The organism is Corynebacterium sp. LK26 (assembly GCF_014335085.1).
Classification (GTDB): Bacteria; Actinomycetota; Actinomycetes; order Mycobacteriales; family Mycobacteriaceae; genus Corynebacterium; species Corynebacterium jeikeium_D.
The window spans coordinates 99,506-118,399 of the sequence record NZ_PDHB01000002.1 but is presented as its reverse complement, the minus strand read 5'-3'; the positions used below and the strand labels follow the sequence as shown (position 1 = coordinate 118,399).

Annotated in this window: 18 protein-coding genes; 13 read left to right on the top strand and 5 right to left on the bottom strand. The window is 58.9% G+C overall.

Annotation, left to right across the window (positions count from 1 at the left end):
* Positions 1-5 precede the first annotated feature (5 nt).
* Positions 6-275 (bottom strand): HypC/HybG/HupF family hydrogenase formation chaperone, encoded by a 270-nt coding sequence (locus CRD13_RS04060; protein ID WP_049172773.1) that lies wholly within the window; start codon positions 273-275, stop codon positions 6-8.
* Between the two features lie 123 nt (positions 276-398).
* Between CRD13_RS04060 and hypE the strand changes: the two genes are divergently transcribed.
* A complete protein-coding gene (gene hypE, locus CRD13_RS04055) occupies positions 399-1,541 on the top strand; it encodes a hydrogenase expression/formation protein HypE (protein ID WP_049172775.1) in 1,143 nt (380 codons plus the stop codon).
* Here hypE and CRD13_RS04050 read toward each other — a convergent pair.
* A complete protein-coding gene (locus tag CRD13_RS04050) occupies positions 1,538-3,946 on the bottom strand; it encodes a carbamoyltransferase HypF (RefSeq protein ID WP_222866639.1) in 2,409 nt (802 codons plus the stop codon). The genes hypE and CRD13_RS04050 overlap by 4 nt on opposite strands.
* Here CRD13_RS04050 and CRD13_RS04045 point away from each other — a divergent pair.
* From CRD13_RS04045 to CRD13_RS04020, 6 genes are all read left to right on the top strand, one after another.
* A complete protein-coding gene (locus CRD13_RS04045) occupies positions 3,903-4,340 on the top strand; it encodes a hydrogenase maturation nickel metallochaperone HypA (protein ID WP_318155792.1) in 438 nt (145 codons plus the stop codon). The two genes, CRD13_RS04050 and CRD13_RS04045, sit on opposite strands and share 44 nt — an antisense overlap.
* Before the next feature lie 16 nt (positions 4,341-4,356).
* The gene (gene hypB / locus CRD13_RS04040; RefSeq protein ID WP_049193294.1) at positions 4,357-5,175 is read left to right on the top strand and encodes a hydrogenase nickel incorporation protein HypB; all 819 of its coding nucleotides are present in this window, start codon (positions 4,357-4,359) and stop codon (positions 5,173-5,175) included.
* A 331-nt stretch (positions 5,176-5,506) separates the two neighbouring features.
* Positions 5,507-6,745, top strand: coding sequence for a hydrogenase small subunit (locus tag CRD13_RS04035; RefSeq protein WP_016422185.1), 1,239 nt, complete (start codon positions 5,507-5,509; stop codon positions 6,743-6,745).
* A gap of 13 nt (positions 6,746-6,758) precedes the next feature.
* Entirely contained in the window at positions 6,759-8,507 is a 1,749-nt protein-coding gene (locus tag CRD13_RS04030; RefSeq protein ID WP_049193295.1) for a nickel-dependent hydrogenase large subunit, read from the top strand.
* Positions 8,504-9,772: a Ni/Fe-hydrogenase, b-type cytochrome subunit gene (cybH, locus tag CRD13_RS04025; RefSeq protein ID WP_016422187.1), complete on the top strand. Its 1,269-nt coding sequence runs from the start codon at positions 8,504-8,506 to the stop codon at positions 9,770-9,772. The genes CRD13_RS04030 and cybH overlap by 4 nt, the downstream gene beginning before the upstream one ends.
* 61 nt (positions 9,773-9,833) lie before the next feature.
* Positions 9,834-10,418 carry a hydrogenase maturation protease gene (locus CRD13_RS04020; protein ID WP_042389177.1) on the top strand — a complete coding sequence of 195 codons (585 nt, stop codon included), beginning with the start codon at positions 9,834-9,836 and terminating at the stop codon, positions 10,416-10,418.
* On the opposite strand, the gene CRD13_RS04015 is transcribed toward CRD13_RS04020, so the two are convergent.
* The gene (locus tag CRD13_RS04015; RefSeq protein WP_172954599.1) at positions 10,415-10,774 is read right to left on the bottom strand and encodes a hydrogenase maturation nickel metallochaperone HypA; all 360 of its coding nucleotides are present in this window, start codon (positions 10,772-10,774) and stop codon (positions 10,415-10,417) included. The genes CRD13_RS04020 and CRD13_RS04015 overlap by 4 nt on opposite strands.
* 40 nt (positions 10,775-10,814) lie before the next feature.
* Between CRD13_RS04015 and CRD13_RS04010 the strand changes: the two genes are divergently transcribed.
* Positions 10,815-12,152 (top strand): nickel-dependent hydrogenase large subunit, encoded by a 1,338-nt coding sequence (locus CRD13_RS04010; RefSeq protein ID WP_187401319.1) that lies wholly within the window; start codon positions 10,815-10,817, stop codon positions 12,150-12,152.
* A gap of 21 nt (positions 12,153-12,173) precedes the next feature.
* Positions 12,174-12,434, top strand: coding sequence for a HypC/HybG/HupF family hydrogenase formation chaperone (locus tag CRD13_RS04005; protein ID WP_016422191.1), 261 nt, complete (start codon positions 12,174-12,176; stop codon positions 12,432-12,434).
* Here the strand turns inward: CRD13_RS04005 and CRD13_RS04000 are convergent.
* The gene (locus CRD13_RS04000; RefSeq protein ID WP_048731647.1) at positions 12,431-14,017 is read right to left on the bottom strand and encodes an LCP family protein; all 1,587 of its coding nucleotides are present in this window, start codon (positions 14,015-14,017) and stop codon (positions 12,431-12,433) included. The two genes, CRD13_RS04005 and CRD13_RS04000, sit on opposite strands and share 4 nt — an antisense overlap.
* Positions 14,018-14,234: 217 nt before the next feature.
* On the opposite strand from CRD13_RS04000, the gene rfbD reads away from it, so the two are divergent.
* The 4 genes from rfbD (at position 14,235) to CRD13_RS03980 (ending at position 18,032) form a co-directional block, all read left to right on the top strand.
* Positions 14,235-15,209 (top strand): dTDP-4-dehydrorhamnose reductase, encoded by a 975-nt coding sequence (rfbD, locus tag CRD13_RS03995; RefSeq protein ID WP_016422193.1) that lies wholly within the window; start codon positions 14,235-14,237, stop codon positions 15,207-15,209.
* Positions 15,210-15,220: 11 nt separating this feature from the next.
* Positions 15,221-16,144: a glycosyltransferase family 2 protein gene (locus tag CRD13_RS03990; RefSeq protein WP_069359449.1), complete on the top strand. Its 924-nt coding sequence runs from the start codon at positions 15,221-15,223 to the stop codon at positions 16,142-16,144.
* Positions 16,145-16,185: 41 nt separating this feature from the next.
* Positions 16,186-17,343 carry a sugar phosphate nucleotidyltransferase gene (locus CRD13_RS03985; RefSeq protein ID WP_048731655.1) on the top strand — a complete coding sequence of 386 codons (1,158 nt, stop codon included), beginning with the start codon at positions 16,186-16,188 and terminating at the stop codon, positions 17,341-17,343.
* A gap of 320 nt (positions 17,344-17,663) precedes the next feature.
* Positions 17,664-18,032: a WhiB family transcriptional regulator gene (locus tag CRD13_RS03980; RefSeq protein ID WP_005510060.1), complete on the top strand. Its 369-nt coding sequence runs from the start codon at positions 17,664-17,666 to the stop codon at positions 18,030-18,032.
* A 373-nt stretch (positions 18,033-18,405) separates the two neighbouring features.
* Here the strand turns inward: CRD13_RS03980 and CRD13_RS03975 are convergent, their stop codons facing one another.
* Entirely contained in the window at positions 18,406-18,888 is a 483-nt protein-coding gene (locus CRD13_RS03975; protein ID WP_187401318.1) for a metallopeptidase family protein, read from the bottom strand.
* Positions 18,889-18,894: the final 6 nt, after the last annotated feature.

Here is an 18,894-nt window from a genome sequence, read left to right as displayed (position 1 = left end):
GCCCCTCAGTTGATCTGTGACGATGAGAAGGATTCCAGCTCATCCTCGTAAGTGTCGCCGCCTAGCTGTTTGATTTGCTGGAGCGAAAGTCTGGCTTCTTCCTCGTCGATCTTGCTCATGGCGAAACCGACATGTACGAGAACCCAGTCACCGGCGGTGAGGTTCTCGTCAACAAGTAAATCGGTGGAAATCATGCGTGCGACGCCACCAATTTCCACTGTTGCACGGGCAGCATCGTGGACTTCTGTGATGACGGCAGGGACACCAAGACACATACGCTTCTCCTCGTTTGCAATACTTATCGAGACTACCATCAGAGGCAGCGAACCTCGTTTTCGAAGGACGAGTGACGCAAGCAGTTTTGTCCGCCACCAGCTGTGAAGTTAGGGATAGTGAGCATGCAGCCGAAGAATCGTCTGAACACCAACGAAGCCAAGGTAAACACCAATATTGGTCGCGTTCGGGCACGTCCGTTCAGGCTTCTCGACGATTACGTCACCTTGCAACACGGCTCCGGTGGAAAGGCCTCCGCAGCTCTGGTTGAACAGGTCTTTTTCGACGCCTATGGCAATGAAATTTTAGGGCAGGGTGGCGACTCCGGGCTGTTCGCTGCCGAAGCCGTCGTCGAGGCTGCGGCAGCTTCTGCACATGGTGGGGCGCGGTTGGCAATGTCCACCGACTCCTATGTGGTCAATCCCATCGAGTTCCCGGGCGGCGACATCGGGGATTTGGCCGTCAACGGCACGATTAACGATCTGGCGGTAGCTGGAGCCAGGCCCCTGGCGCTGACCGCATCGTTCATTCTGGAAGAGGGGCTGGAGATTGCGACTCTGCGCCGCATTGTGGCGAGTATGCGCGTCGCTGCCGATGCCGCAGGGGTGAGCATCGTCGCCGGCGACACCAAGGTTGTGCCGAAGGGCGCAGGTGACCAGGTCTACATCACCACGGCCGGGATGGGCGTGGTCCGCGGCGACTACGCCGGTGCCGCTACGAAAGGATCTGTCTACGCAAACATCGAGGCCGGAGACCGCATCCTCGTCTCCGGTCCAATCGCCGATCACGGCATGGCCGTCATGCTCGCCCGCGGCGACTTGGCTCTGGCCGCGCCTATCGAGTCCGATACCCGTGCCGTCAACGGCCTGGTCGAGGCACTACTTGAAGCTGCCCCCGGCACTCGCTGGATGCGCGATGCCACTCGTGGCGGCCTCGGCACGGTCGCCAACGAGCTCGCCCGTGGCACCGGTCTTGGTGTCGTACTTGACGACGATTCCATTGCGGTCCGTGAAATGACCCGTGGCGCCTGTGACATGCTCGGCATAGATCCGCTCTACGTCGCCAATGAAGGCACCTTCGTCGCCGTTGTCCCCGCCGGGCAATCCGAGGCAGCGCTCAGTGCGCTCCACGCAGCCGGGGCTTCCGAGGCTTGTGATATCGGCTCCATCGAGGACGAGCCCGCCGCTTCCGTGGTACTGGTCACCGGATTCGGTGGCACCCGCATGGTGGACATGTTGGTCGGCGACCCGCTGCCGCGCATCTGCTAGACATCCATGCCCGTTGCCGCCAGCAGGCGGCCGGCCACCGCCTGACCAAGACTCAATCCGCCATCGCCCGGCGGCACAATTTGATGCTGCAACAGAGTAATGCCCTCAGCTGCAACTTCGCGCCGCAGCAGCTCCATCAACAGCGCATTATTCGCGCAACCCCCGCTGACGCCGACAACATCGGTGCCGGCTTCCTCCGCAGCCTGCACCAATCGCTTGCCGACGACACCCGCGACCCCACCGTGAAACACAAATGCGGCCTGCTCAGCGTCAGGCGAAGCTACCGCTTCCCGAATGACGTCCTGGAAGGGCACTGGCTTGGTCTCTGAACTGACCGCTCCAAGCGCTTCCGCATGTGACCTCACGTAGCGAGTCGCCGCTGCCTCCAACTCCATGGCCGCTTGCGCCTCGTAGCTGATGGCTCTGCCACCGCGCCAGCGAGGAAGCAGCAGTGCTGCGGCGGCATCGAATATGCGGCCGAGAGATGAAGTTTGCACTGTGCCAACTCCCGTCGCCAACTGGCTTTTAACCAGGGCTACTTCGCGCTCGTTGGAGAGGTTGCGCACAAGGTGGTCGTCGTTAAGCTCCCATGCGTGAGTGAGACCGAGGGCGAGCCGCCACGGGTGTGTGACGGCGCGATCTCCGCCGACCAACGGGAAAGTGGGGCAGTGCCAGGTGCGTTCCCAGTTTGCGGAACTGCGACTGAGCGTGAGGATCTCGCCGCCCCAGATGGTGCCATCAGTGCCGTAGCCGGTGCCGTCGAGGGTGGCGACGACGGCGCGACCCGCATTGGGGGAGAGGAGACGGTGCTCCGCGAGTAGGGAGAGCGCGTGTGCGAAGTGGTGCTGAACTGCGAGGAGTTCGATGTCGTGCTCGGCGGCGAAGCGTTCGGCGAAGGCGGTAGTGGCGTAGCCCGGATGAAGATCGCAGACGACAAGATCCGGGGTCGCATCGCGCATGGAAAGGAGCTGGTCAACTGCTCTCTGGTAGGCCTTCTGGCTGGCCCACGAACCCATGTCGCCAATGTGCGCGGAGACGTGAGCGAGGTCCCCATGCGCGATAGCGAAAGTGTTCTTCAGCTCTCCGCCGGTCGCGAAAATGGTGGGTTGGGACGTGTTCCGGGCGCTGGTGCCAGGGCCAGTGTCAGTGCCAGGGCCAGGGCCAGTGTGGCTACGAGAATCGGTGGGCGTGATTGAAACGGGGACGGGAGCGAAGCCGCGGGACCGGCGTGATGGGGCGGTGCCGATGAAAACCGAATCTTCAACGGGTACGTGGATTTCGCGGTCGTGGAGGATGAAAGCGTCGGCGATGTGACCGAGTTTCTTCAGCGCATCGACATTGTCGGTACACACGGGCTCGCCACTGAGGTTGCCGCTGGTGACCACGAGCGGGCGATCGCAAAGCAGCAGGTGAATGCCTGAGTACGGAAGCATAATCCCGAAGCTGTCGAGGCCCGGTGCGATGAGATTGGAAAGCGGCCCCGACCGCTGCTTCGGTGCAATCACAATCGGTGCCTCAGGGGAGTCGAGGAAACGCTTCTCCTGCTCAGTTAACTCAACCAGTTGGGCAGCAGTGTCAACAGTGGGGGCCATTACCGCCAACGGTTTGTCGGGTCGACGTTTGCGCATCCGTAGTTTCTCGCAGGCAGCGTCATTGGTGGCATCGCAGACCAGGTGAAAACCACCAATACCTTTGACGGCGAGCAGGGCGCCGTCGTCAAGCAGTGCGTGTGCGCGACGAAAGAGCGCGAGAACCTCCTCGCGGGAGGTGGCGGTGGTGGTGCCGCCTGCATCGTGCCAGCTCAGACGCGGGCCACAGTCGAAGCAGCTGATTGGCTGAGCGTGATAGCGGCGGTCGGTGGGGTCGGTGTACTCGCGCTCGCACGGGGTGCACATCGGAAAGGCCGCCATAGTGGTGCGCGGGCGGTCGTAGGGCAGTTCAGTGATGATGGACAGGCGCGGTCCGCAGTTGGTGCAGGAGATGAAAGGGTAGAGGTAGCGCGGGTTGGTAGGGTCGAAAAACTCACGGCGGCAGTCCGGGCACAGTGCAGTGTCGGGCGGAAGCAGTGCGCGGCCGGAGTAGCTGTGGCGAGAGGGCACGATGGTGAACTCGCGCTCATGGCCCAGTGTCGCGATGTGCTCGGCGGAGTGATTGATGATGCGGGCAAGCGCCGGCAGTTCGGTGAAAAGCTGGCTGCGGAAGGCAGCGAGGGCGTCCGACGTGCCTTCTACCTCGATGAATACGCCCTGCTCATCGTTGCCACAGAAGCCGACGAGACCCGCGCGCCGGGCGATGGTGGCGACAAAAGGGCGGAATCCGACCCCCTGGACGATACCTTCGATACGCCAGCGAATGCGTTGAATGCTCGTACCCATCCCCGCCCCGGTCGCGCCTGCCTTTTCCATGCATTCAACTTTACGTAAGCGGCTCGGGTCCGTTCGCACTGCTAGTTTGGAGATTGTGCACGAAGTAGCGTTGAGCATGCAGTTAGCGAAGGTTGTCACGAGAGCAGCCGAAGGTCGAACTGTACGCACTGTGCACCTGCGGATAGGCGCTCTACGGCAGGTTGTGCCAGAAACCCTTTCATACGCGTGGGATTTCGTCAGTCGCGATACCGGTTTGGGGGACGCGAAATTGGATATTGACTGGGTACCTGCGGTTGTCGAATGCGCGCACGGGCATCGCGAACAGGTGGGGCCACTCGACGGCCTGCTGTGCCCCACGTGTGGAAAGCCGGGACGCGTAATCTCGGGGGAAGAGTTCACAATCGTCGACATCGACGTCGACACGCACAAGTAGGAAAGACGGTTTTATCATGGGACGTTTCCACCGGCATGACGGCGATGACGCACACCACCATCACCACCATCATCATGACCACGACCATGACCACCATCACGGCCATGACCACGTTCATCTCGCCGATCCCGATGACACTAGCCACGGCGACCACTCGGGTTATGAAACCGGCGTGGAACGCGTGACCATCCTCGAGGACATCTTCAGCGAGAACGACCACCGCGCGGAGCATAATCGCGAGCTGCTTGCTGAGCATGGCGTGGAAGCCATCAACCTGATGAGCTCCCCGGGTTCAGGCAAGACTGCGCTGTTGGAGAAGACACTGGCGGCTGCGCAGGGAAAGCTGCGCGTCGGCATTATCGAGGGCGATATTGAGACGGCTCTCGATGCCGACCGCCTGGAGGGTTATGGGGCACAGATTTCGCTGCTGAACACGGGCAACGGATTCGGTGGTGAATGCCACTTGGACGCCCCGATGGTCTCCCGCGCGCTCGAGGGGCTGGATCTGTCCACGCTTGACCTGGTCATGATTGAAAATGTGGGAAACCTTGTCTGTCCGGCTGAGTTTGAGGTCGGTGAGACTCGCAAGGCAATGGTCTACTCCATCACCGAGGGGGAGGATAAGCCGGTCAAGTACCCGGTGATGTTCCGCTCTGTACAGGTGGTGGTTATCAACAAGATGGACCTTGCCCCGTACCTTGACTTCGACATGGAGCTCTTCCGCGCCAACCTGGAAAAGGTCAATCCAGGCGTGAAGGTGATTGAGGTCTCCGCTAAGACCGGGGAGGGCATCGACGAATGGCTCCGTTGGGTCAACCCTGCGCTGGTTGATTAAGCGCGCGCCGGGGCCGTCGTGAAGCAATGGGGGCGTCACGGCATGCTTGACGACGGCCCCGTTACCCCCCCTCGCTTCGCTCCACCTTAGTGGGGGATAGGTGATATCCCGCTGTAATCTGCGGCGGTTTTTCACGTTCACTACCTGTACCTGGAGCTATATTTACGCAACATTTATCTTGCATATTATTTTGTTATAACCGCAGCGCAGCACCATTATTCAGGTTGTTCTTAGGTCGCTATACTTGGCCATGTATAGGCAATGGGCCTTGGTAGTTGTAAAACCTCGAAACCAATATTCCTAATAACTAAGCAGAAGGCGCAGCGAAAAAATGATTAGTGGCGCGAATTGGCAGGAAGGGACCCTCGGCGAAAACCTCGCTAGAGCTGGTGTCTCACGGCGCAGTTTCATGAAGTTTTGTGGCACTATGGCGGCAATTTTTGCCGCCGGAACTCCGAATGTCGGTGAGGCTGCGGCGCAGTCACTGACTCCCTCGGCGGAGGAAATCGCAGATAAGCTCTCGGCTGTAAAGAAGCCGAAGGTGGCTTGGCTGCAGTTGCAGGAATGTACCGGATGTATGGAATCCGTATTGCGTTCCGGAGGCACCACTGCTGAAGATGTGGTGCTGAACCTGGTTTCGATGGACTACAACGAGCTGCTCATGGCACCGTCCGGGCATGCGGCTGAAAAGGCTTTGGACGACATGAATGCCGAGGATCACATTCTGGTGGTCAATGGCTCGATTCCGACCGGCGAGAACGGTGCGTACTGCACCATTGGCGGTAAGTCGGCAGAACAGGTGCTGCTCGAGGCCGCTGAGAAGGCCACGGCAATCCTGGCCGTTGGTGCCTGCGCAGTCTGGGGTTCTGTCCAGGCTGCTAAGCCGAATCCGACCGGTGCCAAGGGTGTCGATGAGATTATCAAGGACAAGCCGGTGATTAACGTCTCTGGTTGTCCGCCGATTGGTGAGGTGATTACGGCCACCCTGACGTACGTACTCACTTATGGCAAGACACCGGAGGTCGACGCTGAGGGGCGGCCAAAGTTTGCCTATGACCAGCGTATTCACGACTCCTGCCCGCGTCGTGCGCATTACGATGCCGGTCAGTTCGTGAAAACCTTCGACGACGAAGGCGCACGAAACGGCTGGTGCCTTTACGAGGTCGGCTGTAAGGGGCCATCCACGTTTAGCCCATGCCCAATCGTGCAGTGGAACCTTAAGTCCGGTTGGCCAATTGGTGCTGGTCACCCATGTATTGGCTGTACTGAGAAGGACTTCTTCGACCAGTTCACTCCGTTCTACGACAAGCTGCCGGGAATCCCGGGTATTGGAGTGGAGTCCAGCGTGAACACGGTCGGCGTTGGACTGCTGGCTGCCACTGCCGCAGGTGCCGCGGTCCATGGCGGACTCACACTGGTGAAGGAACTGAAGATAAGGCGCTCCAACGGCGAAGAAAAGGTGTTGGCTGCGTTTGGTGGTGTGGAAGGCCGGAAGCCACCGATGGTCGACCTTCCTTCAAACGCACCAGGCACGCAGAGCGAGACAGCATCCGATTCGAAGGACAACTAAGGGGGCATAGGACATGGCTACGGAAAAAGTTGTAATCGACCCGATTACCCGAATCGAGGGACACCTTCGCATTGAGCTGGAACGCGAGGGAGACCAGATCAAAACCGCGTGGAGTGAGACTACTCAGTTCCGCGGTATCGAAACCATTGTGAAAAACCGCGATCCTCGCGATGTCTGGGCATTCGTTGGTCGTATCTGTGGTGTGTGCACGGGTACTCACTCGGTGGCGTCCATTGCCGCTGTCGAAGATGCCATTGGCTCGACACCGCCCCCGCAGGCACGTCGTATTCGCGACCTGGTGATTGGCTCGCAGGAGATTCACGACCACGTCGTGCACTTCTACCATCTTCACGGTCTGGACTGGATTGATGTCACGAAGGCTCTCGAGGCAGATCCGAAGAAGACCGTTGAGTTCGCGCAGTCGATCGGCTCGACGTGGAAGGGCAACAACGAAGAAACCTTCGCCCGGGTCAAGGAGACCGTGCAGGGCATTGTGGACTCCGGCCAGCTGTCCATCTTCACCGGCGGCTACTGGGGACATGAGGACTACCGCTTGCCGCCTGAGGCCAACCTGATGGCAGTGTCGCACTACCTCGACGCCTTGGCTTTCCAGCGCTCTATCATCCGCATTAACACCGTCTTCGGCGGTAAGAATCCACACCCGAACTTCCTGGTCGGAGGCATGGCGTGCTCCATCGACCCGGAACGCTCTGAGACGGTCAACCAAGTCGGCATTGATCAGATCAAGTCCTGGATCGACGAGATTGTGGAGTTTGTCAATGACTGCTTCTACCCAGATGCAGTCGCCATCATGAGCGTTTACAAGGACTACTTCGACATCGGTCGCTCCTCCGACAGCTTCCTGGCGGTAGGCATGGCCGGCGCCACTTACTCCGGCGACCCGGCTAAGTCCCGTGTCCAGACCGTGCATCCAGACATCAAGCCCGGTGTCATTCTCGACGGTGACTACACCAAGCTCCACCCATTCCAGCCGGAAAAGATCGAGGAATTCATCAACTCCGCCTGGTATACGCAGGAAGCCGGCGATGATGTCGGCCTCAAGCCGTATGACGGCGAAACAACTGTGAACTACACCGGCCCGAAGCCGCCGTACGAGTGGTTGTCGGACAATGAAAAGTACACCTGGTCGAAGGCGCCGCGTTACGACGGTCGCGCTGTTCAAGTTGGCCCGGTTGCTCGTGTGCTGTTGGCATACCTGCAGAAGGAGCCGGAGACAATGCGCCTGGTCGACGAGGTCATGGATAAGCTCGACCTGCGCATTGAGCAGATGAACTCCACTGCGGGACGCACCTACGCACGTGCTGTGGAGTCTGTGACCACCGCCAATTACTTGGCAGATCACATTTTCCCGGAGTTCGTTGAGGCCCTGAAGAACGGCGACATCGATGTCTTCGACAACAGCCGTTGGGAGCCGACCACGTGGCCGGAAAAGTGCCAGGGTGTGGGCTTCCTCGAGGTCGCTCGTGGCATGCTCAGCCACTGGGTCAAAATTGAAAATGGCAAGGTGACCAACTACCAAGCCGTGGTTCCCACCACGTGGCTGGCCGGTGGCCGTGACTCGAAGGGGCAGCTTGGCCCATACGAGCACGCGCTGGCTGGCGATGGCACACATCCGCTGGTTGATCCCGAGCAGCCGCTTGAACCACTTCGCACGATTCATTCCTTCGATCCATGTATGGCCTGCGCAGTCCACATTTTGGATCCGGCTGGTCAGGAAATGTTTAAGGTGACGACGGCATGACACCCCCAGTGAGTGAAAATCCGGAACTGCGACTAAAAGATTCCAAGGGCAACCCCCTGGTTATTGCGGTTATTGACGCACACACCAGCCACTGGTTGTCGCCATCCGAGGTCATTCAGGCCGCAGCAATTGTCCCGGACGACTCCCGCGATCCTGTCGACCTTGCGCTAAAGGTCAGCTTGCGTCGTCGTCGTGACGATCTTTTCCACCTCGACGGCACGCCACTGATGAAACTGACCCCGGATTCCTACGACCCGGCGACGCCTGACCGCCGTTACTCCATTGCCAAGGTGCACGGCCTCAACATTGCGGATCAAACGGTCGATGTCGCCATCATGCGCGGTGAATTGAATGCGGTCGTTGAGGCATCCACGATGTCCCGTGAGGAAGGCGTTCTACTTCGTCGTAACGCGAACATGCATCATGGTCGCGGGCACCGCAGCATGGGCGTCGCGCTTGCGCCCATTGACAAAGACGGAAATATCATCGGAGAGTTCATCTTCGAAGGATTCGTGGCAATGGGGCTGCGGAAACTCGACGAGGCCATTGCGGAGAACAAGAAGGGCTCCGGTTCGTGGGTCGAGGTTCACCTGTGGGGATGGGCGCTGCGCGTTCAACATTGGTTGAACCTGGCGCTGATGTTGGTGATGACCTTTACTGGCTGGTACATCATGCAGCCCTATTTGACTGAGCGCACCTATGACGGCTCGGCCGCGGGATTCGCGATGGGATATGTCCGTTTCGCGCACTTCTTAGCCGGATTCCTATGGATCGCGGTGGGGCTATGGCGTGTCATTCTGCTGTTTGTTACCCACGACCGACAAACACGATGGCGTGCGCTATGGCCGATTTATAACAAGCAGGATGTTAAAGACCTCTGGCACACGATGCAGTACTACCTCTTCCTGCGCAAGGAAGGGCCGTTCTACTTCGCACACAATCCGCTGCAGCAGCTGGCGTACACCGGCATTTACGCGATGTGTTTCATCCAGATGCTCACAGGTTTGTCGCTATACGCGATGATGGACCAGTCCAACTGGTTCTTCCAGCTGTTGGCTATGCCCACGCACTGGATTGGCATCGGCTACTTCCGCCTGATTCACACAATCATCATGTACCTGATTTGGCTCTTCGCCATCATTCACGTCTACCTGGTTATCCGCTCTGATGCGGTACACAACCACGGTGGTCTGTCCTCGATGATTGGTGGCTCTGTCTGGCTACCGCGCGGCACGCAACCGGTTGACTCTCCACGCATTGGATAGGAGATCATTGGGTAACGATAAGGTGTCCGACGCAGTCACCGGTGCTGATGCTGGCACTCCGTTGGTGACGGTTCTTGGCATCGGCAACCCCGTCATGGGCGACGACGGCATTGGTCTCGAGCTGCTGAGGCGCCTTGCCCCAGAACTGGAATCTGCAGGCATGGGGCAGACAACGCAGGCCGGGGATTCTGCGCATCTGGTCTGGTCGCCCTCCAACCTCGATGATCCTGCGAACCTCGCCGGGCGAGGGGACGAATGGACGGGTGCGGTTGCCTACATCGATGGTGGCACCTGCGGTATGGAGTTGCTGCCCATCGTGCAGGAGGCCAAGAACCTATTGTTGCTCGACGCTCTCGCTGGTCCGGGGGATCCCGGTACCGTCGTCAAGCTCGTCGGTGACCAGATCCCTAGACTATTGGCGGCAAAGCTGTCCGCGCATCAGGTCGGCTTGCTGGATTTGCTCACCGCGGCGCGACTGCTGGGGCAGGAGCCTGAGCGCGTCGGTGTGGTGGGAGTGGTCTACGAGTCTGCCGACATGGTGGTGGGGCTCAGCAACACGGCACTTGGCGGCATTGAGGAGGCGACTGAGGTTGCGCGCGAGCTCATCGACAGCTGGCTTGCCGACGAGCGCGCCAGTGACGTCTAACCCTCGCCCTCAGCGCTGACCTCAATACTGGAGATTTCAAACTCGCGGCCGTGCCGCAAATCCGCAGTTGGGGTGCCGCAGACAGGGCAGGTTAGAGCATAGAATTCATCAATTTCATGCTCAGCCTCGCAGGTGGGGCAGTAGACCGTCGAGACAATGAGCTCGGCATCTAACTCGGCGCCCTCACACTGCGTCGCGGCACTGGCCACAGGCCATGCGGCGATGAGGGAATCGTAGACGACCCCGGAGCGGTCGCCCACACGCATTGACACCTTTGTCACGGTACGTCCCGGGCAGACCTCGGCAATCTTTTCCACCACGCTGGTCAACAATCCAAGCTCATGCACAGATACCATTATGGCGAAGTACTCAGCGCGAAGGAGGCGCAGGCGGACCATGTCATCCAAATCCGTTCCGGTTACCCAGCACATCCAGCTCGATGAGCTTGTTGACCCATTCGAGGCACGACTGGATGTCTATCGCGATGACAACGGCGCCATCACACAGGTGTCCTTCGACCTTTCAGGGCTGCCGCGTATCGACGGGATGCTCGTGGGCAAGCAGGCATTAGATGTGCCAGATATCACCAAGCGGCTGTGTGGCCTGTGCCCGGTTGTGCATCATCTTGCAGGTGTACGGGCGGTGGAGGACCTCTACGGGATTTCCGATATTCCCCGCACCGCACAGTTGATTCGAGAGCTGCTGGCGGCCGGGTCGACCTTGGATAATCTAGCGACCAAGTTTGTGGCCGCCGACCGCGAGGGGGCGCGGGCAATGAAGCGTGCGGGAAAAGCTCTGATGTGTGCAGCGGGGGCACCGTCGCATTTCCCAGATGTCGCCGTCCCTGGCGGTGTGCGCGCGGCAGTGGATACGACGTTAGTTACTGAGGCAGAAAGTGCTCTGGAGGCGCTGGCTGAGATGGCGGTAATCAAGGAAGTGGCGCCTCTTGTCGCCCCTGATGCTCCTGATGCTTGGACGGATACTTTTGACGGTCTCGACGTCGCAGTCGTCGATGCTGACGGTGAGCTGGCTCCGCTGGGAAATTACCTGGCAGTCGCGCGGCACGACACCGATACCGCAGCGCAGATTTTCCCGGCTGCTGATTGGCCTACACGTGTTCGGGAATCCCGTCCGGGCGATGCCGCTCCCAGACCGGTGTTTGATGCCTCGAAGGAGCTGGGCAAGGATGGCTGTGAAGGTCAGCGGGCAGATTTCTACCGGGTGGGGCCGGTCTCCAGGCAGGTTGTCGTCGATAAGCGTGGAATCAGCCCACGCGACGCCCAACGCCAGCTTCTCGCCGACACCGTGGCCTGGGCGAAGCGGGTGCTTGCCGACGGGGAGCTGCTCGGCGACCATGTGTGCAATCCGAATGCTGCGACGGCGATTGAGAATGCTGACTTTGAAGAACCTCGCAGCGGTGTCGGGATGATTGACGGGCCACGTGGGCTGTTAGTGCATCGTTATACGGCAGGAGCTGACGGCATCATTACGGATTGTCAGATTATGACACCGACTGCGCAGAATGAACCCTGGCTGACGCGTATGCTAACCGAGCAGCTGTGCGGTGGCGGGGAGACTGCGGGGGTCGAGAAGTCGATTTGGGCCGCTGATCCGTGCCTACCGTGTAGTTCGGCACCTGCGGGAGTGATGACATTCACGATGCAGGAACATGCCGGTGCACCTGCGGACAATATAACAACGGATAGCCCTGGTTCGGCGGACGCCCGACTGTAGTGGAGAGGACGAAGTAACACGATGTGTCTTGGAATTCCTGCCCGGGTTTTGGCAATCGCCGATGGTCCATTGCCGATGGCGACGGTGGATATGGCGGGGCAGAAGCGGCAATGCTCGGCAATGTACGTGCCTGAGCTGGTGGCAGGTGATTGGGTGTTCGTCCAGAACGGGTTCATCATGAACGTGCTGGACGAACAGGAGGCCAAGGAGGCCTTGGCCGCAATTGAGGAATATAACCTCATCGAACATGTCGCTGAGGTCTCCCCGAAGGGACGGGCCTAGTTCACGCAGGTCACGCCGGCGGCGTCGATAGCGGGGCGATCTTCCTGCGGAATTGCCCCGCCTTCCTGGCCGATGACATCGCCATTGGAACCATCTTCGACTTCAGGCGCGGGTTCGGCACCGTCGCCCGAATCAGCGGCCATTCCCTCTGATGTCAATCCCGGGCCTTCGTAGTCACCGGCAATTGTCACTGAGATGTGGTGTGGATCGAGGTATGGATCGTGGACAATCGGTACGCCACCGAGTGCTTCAGAGATGGCCTGCGCTGCCGGATCCTCTGGGTCAGCCGCATTGATCTGGCTGGAGGCAACGCCGGCGAACTCAGCGTTGCCGACCTCTCCCTGGGTGTAGCCCTTTTCCGTTAAGAAGCCTGAGACACCGCTGGCCAAACCTTCAATGCCTGTGGCGTTGTAAACGCTGACTGTAGTTTCAGCCGCGTTGGGGTCAGCCTTCTTTTCGTCTTCTTCCTTCGCCGGAGCTTTTTCTTCCTTGGTGCCCAGCAGGGTCTCGAAGTACTTGTGAACCTGGCCCTTATCGATTGTGACCACCGACTCGCCATAGTCACCGACACCGTCAATCGAGGTCACCGGGATAGTTTCAAACTTCACGTTGCCACCACTGAGGCCCTGCATCTGGGTGGCAAATCCGGTGACATCCCAGTTGTCGTCGAGCACCACCGAGCGCTGGACGGCGTTGCCCAGTTCAGACAGCTTCGCGGGATTAGACAGCGTGCCAGCGCCGAGCAGCTTATTGGTGAACGAGGCCATGAAGACCTGCTGGCGAGTAATTCGGTCGAGGTCACCGCGGGGCAGGCCGTGGCGCTGGCGGACGAATGAGAGCGCGTCGGCACCCTTCAACGTCTGTGAGCCCGCTGGGAAATCTGCACCCGAGAACTCGTCGTAGACAGCCTCATTCAGACATACATCGACACCGCCGATGGCGTCGGTGAGCAGGACGAAGCCGAGCAGGCCAACTTCTGCGTAGTGGTCAACGGTGATACCGCTGAGGTCGCTAATGGTTTCAATCAGAGCTCTGCGCCCGGCCTCAGTCGAGCGACGCTCAATATCTTCCGGCGAGGCCCCGCTTCCTGCGAGTTCCTCTTCCACCATTTGCTTTGTGTTGCCGTAGACACCATTAATCTTTGTGTTGCCTAGACGATTGGTGTGGACATAGGTATCGCGCGGAATGGAAATTGCCGTCGCTGAAGAACCATCGGCAGGAACACGAATCACAATAATCGTGTCTGTATTCGTGGCTTCTTCGTCGCCGGCACGCAGAAGCTCAACTTCTTCCGGAGTCAGCGGGTTGCCCTGGGCATCGGTGCGGGAGTCGGAGCCGACGAGCAGAATATCGGTTGCACCGTCCTTCTCACTGCCTAGACCGAAGTCGCCACCCGAACCCAAGTTGTCGGTGGTCCTACCAAGTGTCCACCAGCCAACTGCGGAAATAACCAGGATAATGGCTGAGAGCAGCACAAGCGCATTGCGCAGCATCGGCGGCCAAGCTTGGGCTGTACTCTCTGCAGAGGACGGTGGCGCTTGAATATCGCGTGCGTGACGCGCGCGTGGCGTGTGGCTGCTCAAACCGGGGCTCCTCTTAAACCGTTTTTCGAAAATATAATTTGTGCTGCATGTCTGCGTGGGCATTCCACACATCGTGGAGGGCAGTAAGCGGCTGCGGAAACTACATAAACCTTAACCGTCCAACCGTGTGCGGTTGCACCTCAACACAGTGTCAATCCGTATCCGGTTACACCTCAACACAGTGTCAATCGTATCTACGATAGTGATAAAGAAGAATATGTCCGAAATTTCAGTCTCGCATTTCGCCACTCCTGGACCAACCCACAGCAACTCGCGGCGTCCCATTGTCGCCATAACTGGTGCGGCGGGACAGCTGGGTACTGCGCTTCAGTGTGATCCTTTTGCCGCCGATGTTGAGGTGCGCGCTCTCACTCGGGCACAGTTGGATATCACTGATTCGGCTGCTGTGGAGGCAACGCCTCTGCTTGACGACGTCGACATCATCATTAACGCGGCAGCGGCGACCGATGTCGATGGCGCAGAATCCGATCCCGGTTCGGCGCACCTTATCAATGCACTTGGACCGAAGTACTTGGCGGCTCGGGCGAAAAAGGAAGACGCGTATCTCATTCACATCTCCACCGACTATGTCTTTGGTGATGTAGCAATCGATGAGATGACGGGGCAGCGTCGAGCGCTGCGAGTTGATGATTTCACCGCGCCTCGGACTATGTACGGACGTACCAAGTTAGTGGGGGAGAGTAATGTGCATGATTCGGGTGCGCGTTTCGCTATTTTGCGCACGGCGTGGGTCTGGTCGGGGCCCACACAGCCGGAGGCCAAGGACTTCGTTTCCACGATGATTCGTCTGGCAGAGACGGCGACTGACGACCAGGGCAACCCGGCAATTATTAAGGTCGTTGACGATCAGCACGGTAACCCCACCTTTGTTGGTGATCTCGCCGGGGCTATCTGGGAGTTGTCCGAACGTGTGTTGTCTGAACCGAGCAGCGCACCGACCGGCACCTTCCATGTCACGGGCAGCGGTGAGGCGACATGGTTCGAGGTGGCTCGCGAAGTGTTTCGGCTCACCGGTCACGATCCGCAGCGTGTGGTGGCGTGTACCAGCAGTGAGTTCCCACGTCCGGCCCCACGTCCGGCCTGGTCCGTGTTGGATGGTTCGGCATGGAGTGAGGTAGGTCTACATGCACTTCCGGAGTGGCAGGACACTTTGCGAGCAGTCCTGACCTAGGGTCTAGGTTTGTGATTGAAACCTCGAATTCCCCGCAACCCTCGCAGCTTCCGCTCGGTGTGGTCACCGTGACCTTTTCGCCCGGTGAGCACCTGAGCAAGCTGGTGGATTCGCTGGGCCCCGCCGCCAGTGCCTCCACGCGTCTGATTATGGCCGACAACGGCTCGACGGATGGTTCCGTGGAGAAGGAAGAAGCTCGGGCCAAGGAGACCGGAGCGGATGTTCAGCTTCTGCGCACCGGCGGCAACATTGGCTATGGCGCGGCCGCCAACCGTGGCATTGCGGAGCTGGGGCGGGCTCGCCGTGCTGGTGAAATCAATCCTGATTACGTCATGCTGGTCAACCCTGACGTGGTGTTTGCCCCTGGCGCAATCGATGTTCTGTTGGAATGCGCGCAGCGCAATCCCAAAGCTGGAGCGATTGGTCCGCTGATTCGCGAGGCGGATGGCAGCGTGTACCCGTCGGCACGCGCGGTTCCTAAACTTGTCAGCGGTATCGGACACGCGCTGCTTGCCGATATCTGGCCTACTAACCCTTTCTCACGTCACTACCGGGATGACACGGATATGGATCGTGAGCGATCGGCGGGATGGTTGTCGGGCGCATGCCTGCTGCTGCGGTGGGATGCGTTCGACCAGATTGATGGCTTTGATACCCGCTACTTCATGTACATGGAGGACGTGGATTTGGGTGACCGACTGGGCAAGGCCGGTTGGAGCAATGTTTTCTGTCCCCGTGCAGAGATACGTCACGCGCAGGGACATTCTGCCAGTAAGCACCCGGAAATTACCGTAAAGGCCCATCACGAGTCGGCATACCGTTTTATGTCAGATCGCCTGCCGGGGCCGGCGCTGGCACCTGTGCGACTGGCATTGCGTTTGGGGCTGTTCCTGCGTGGCAAAGTCATAATCGCGGTCAAAAAGCGTAGGAATTAATTAACTGTTGGAATGATCCATCGAAGAAAGTTACCGATTTCATGACTACCGAAGTTCGTCCGAGTGCTGGGCATGGCTCCGCCTTCCAGCCGGGAGCGGATGCTGCACAGCAGGCGGGAGCCACGTTGGCTGAACAGACTGACGCTGTCATTCTGGTTGGCGGGCAAGGTACGCGTTTGCGTCCCCTTACCGTGAATACGCCGAAGCCGATGCTGCCCACGGCAGGGCATCCATTCCTGGAGCATCTGCTTGGCCGCATTCGTGCAGCAGGTATGAAGCACGTGGTATTGGGCACCTCCTACCGAGCTGAAGTATTTGAAGAACACTTCGGCGACGGTTCGGATTTGGGTCTCGAAATTGAATACGTCTTTGAGGCTGAGCCGCTGGGTACCGGTGGCGGTATCCGAAACGTCCTAGACAAGCTGCGCTATGACACCGCAATGATTTTCAATGGCGATGTCCTCGGCGGTACCGACTTGCGCGCGGTGTTGGGCACCCACGCGGAGAAGGATGCGGACGTCACGATGCACCTCGTCCGTGTGCCGGATCCACGCGCGTTCGGCTGTGTTCCGACCGATGAGGATGGGCGCGTCCTGGAGTTCCTGGAGAAGACCCAGGATCCGCCGACCGATCAGATTAATGCCGGTATCTACGTGTTCCGCCGCGAGATTATCGAGTCGATTCCGGCTGGTCGCCCCATCAGCGTTGAGCGTGAAATCTTCCCAGCGCTGCTTGACCGCGGTATGAACGTCTACGGTCACGTTGATTACGCCTACTGGCGTGACATGGGGACTCCGGGTGACTTCGTCCGCGGCTCCTCCGATTTGGTCCGCGGTATCGCGCCGTCACCACTTCTAGAGGGTAAGCACGGCGAAGCGCTTGTCGACGAATCTGCGTCGGTCGGTGGCGGTGCTCTTCTCTACGGTGGCTCTGTTGTCGGCCGTGGGGCGGAGATTGGTGCGGGAGCTCGGATTGATCAATCGGTGATCTTCGACGGCGCACGCATCGGTGCCGGTGCTGTGATCGAGCGCTCTGTGATTGCCGATGGTGCCGATATTGGCCCGCGAACGGTCATCAGTGATGCCATTATCGGCGAGGGTGCCGTCGTTGGTGCGCGCTGTGAATTGATCAACGGTATCCGTGTGTGGCCGGGCGTCCAGATTCCAGATCACGGAGTACGTTTTTCGACGGATGTCTAGTCTGCAGCCTTCGGCGTGTCAGATTTTTGTCGGCAATATCTGATTAGAGTTGCCGAAGTGTCGCCAAAGGTGCTGGTGAGAGGCATGTGGCGAATGTGATTGAGTTCAGGTGGCAGGTTTAGAGTTCGGGGGCCATCCTTCAACCTGAACTTAATCCCCAACGCGGGGGGAGGGGCTTCAGGGGCAATGAAAAGTATTGGGGCAAATTCTCTATTCGGCTTGACCGATGGTGGGTTACACGTGTGTAATCACAAATGTGTGTTTCGCACACTAAGCCCAATTTAAAGACCCGCAGCAACAATCATCAGGAGGCCCTCGGCATGGAAAAGTCCAGCATGTTTGATGGCGGCTCTGCTGTGGATAGTGAGACGAATGCGGGTGACATCGCTGTGAATGATAGCTCCTCTGAAAACCAGCCTCGGCCGTTGACAGAGTGGGCAGATGACCTTTCGGGGTTGTTTGAAGCCGTCGATCAGGACTGGCAGGAGCAAGCTCTGTGTGCCCAGACCGATCCAGAAGCTTTCTTCCCTGAGAAGGGTGGATCCACTCGCGAAGCAAAGCGTATTTGTCGTGCTTGTGGTGTGCGAGATGAATGCCTGGAGTTTGCTCTCGAGCATGATGAGCGCTTCGGTATTTGGGGTGGCCTCTCTGAGCGTGAGCGCCGCCGTTTGAAGCGGCAGATTGGCTAGGGCAGCCGGGTCTGCATTTTATCCCTCGCTCGACCTCGCAGTTTCCCCTTGGGTAATACCCTGGGGGATTTTTCGGTGAACGAGTTTTTCCTGCTCTCTAGGGTTAATAGACGAAAATATGTCCGCTCAGCATGTCGCTGGGTGGGCCCTTTTGCCGCTTAGCCCTCAATCCGAGTTACTGACTGCGTTTATGACAAAAATCGCCCGAAAAATGGCCTGAAAGTGTCATAAACTCACACAGTTTCACATTTGCAGCCCGTATTCACGCGTGCAGCCGGTAATTTATGGGGCCTGACCAGTTACTATCTTGAGAATCACAGACACTTTTTGTCTATATACCCGGTTTCTAGGGAGCTCCTTAGGAGAAAGCTTTCTACAGGAAGTTCTCGTTGAAACTAGGGTCCACCTCAACCGGATCAATGCCCAGATATACCGCCACGAGGCGGGTCAGTACATATTGCAGCATCTGGTCCAGTTCCACTCGACCCGACACACGGCGCTCAATGGGGCGGCGGAACACTACTACGCAGGGGCGGGTGGGGTTGCCTACGCGGTCAATGCCAGCAGGGATAAGCCGTCCCAGTGGGACAGGTCCGTCAGCGACAACCTCTTCCGGGAAGTACATGTCCGGGCGCAACTGCATGCGAGGAATCGTATCGATGGCGATGTCCAGGTGCGACAGTTGTCGGGACCAGCGCTGATCCAATGGGGCATAGGCGTCAATAACCGCCTGGTCAAAAGCTTCTGAACGGCTCTTCCAACGAGGTACTTCCGGCGGCAACAGAGGTCCCCGAGGTCCGCGACCGCGTCGCAGTGAGCGTCGCAACGAGCGCGGAGTATAAGCCGATGAATTCATATTTGT

Bases quoted from the DNA above. Each gene is read 5' to 3' on its own strand.
- CRD13_RS04005 (WP_016422191.1), top strand. From the start codon at position 12,174: ATGTGTCTTGGAATTCCTGCCCGGGTTTTGGCAATCGCCGATGGTCCA.
- rfbD (WP_016422193.1), top strand. From the start codon at position 14,235: ATGTCCGAAATTTCAGTCTCGCATTTCGCCACTCCTGGACCAACCCAC.
- CRD13_RS04035 (WP_016422185.1), top strand. From the start codon at position 5,507: ATGATTAGTGGCGCGAATTGGCAGGAAGGGACCCTCGGCGAAAACCTC.
- CRD13_RS04045 (WP_318155792.1), top strand. From the start codon at position 3,903: ATGCTCGTACCCATCCCCGCCCCGGTCGCGCCTGCCTTTTCCATGCAT.
- hypB (WP_049193294.1), top strand. From the start codon at position 4,357: ATGGGACGTTTCCACCGGCATGACGGCGATGACGCACACCACCATCAC.
- CRD13_RS03985 (WP_048731655.1), top strand. From the start codon at position 16,186: ATGACTACCGAAGTTCGTCCGAGTGCTGGGCATGGCTCCGCCTTCCAG.
- CRD13_RS04050 (WP_222866639.1), bottom strand. From the start codon at position 3,946: ATGGAAAAGGCAGGCGCGACCGGGGCGGGGATGGGTACGAGCATTCAA.
- hypE (WP_049172775.1), top strand. From the start codon at position 399: ATGCAGCCGAAGAATCGTCTGAACACCAACGAAGCCAAGGTAAACACC.
- CRD13_RS03980 (WP_005510060.1), top strand. From the start codon at position 17,664: ATGGAAAAGTCCAGCATGTTTGATGGCGGCTCTGCTGTGGATAGTGAG.
- CRD13_RS03975 (WP_187401318.1), bottom strand. From the start codon at position 18,888: ATGAATTCATCGGCTTATACTCCGCGCTCGTTGCGACGCTCACTGCGA.
- CRD13_RS04030 (WP_049193295.1), top strand. From the start codon at position 6,759: ATGGCTACGGAAAAAGTTGTAATCGACCCGATTACCCGAATCGAGGGA.
- CRD13_RS04060 (WP_049172773.1), bottom strand. From the start codon at position 275: ATGTGTCTTGGTGTCCCTGCCGTCATCACAGAAGTCCACGATGCTGCC.
- CRD13_RS04010 (WP_187401319.1), top strand. From the start codon at position 10,815: ATGTCATCCAAATCCGTTCCGGTTACCCAGCACATCCAGCTCGATGAG.
- cybH (WP_016422187.1), top strand. From the start codon at position 8,504: ATGACACCCCCAGTGAGTGAAAATCCGGAACTGCGACTAAAAGATTCC.
- CRD13_RS04015 (WP_172954599.1), bottom strand. From the start codon at position 10,774: ATGGTATCTGTGCATGAGCTTGGATTGTTGACCAGCGTGGTGGAAAAG.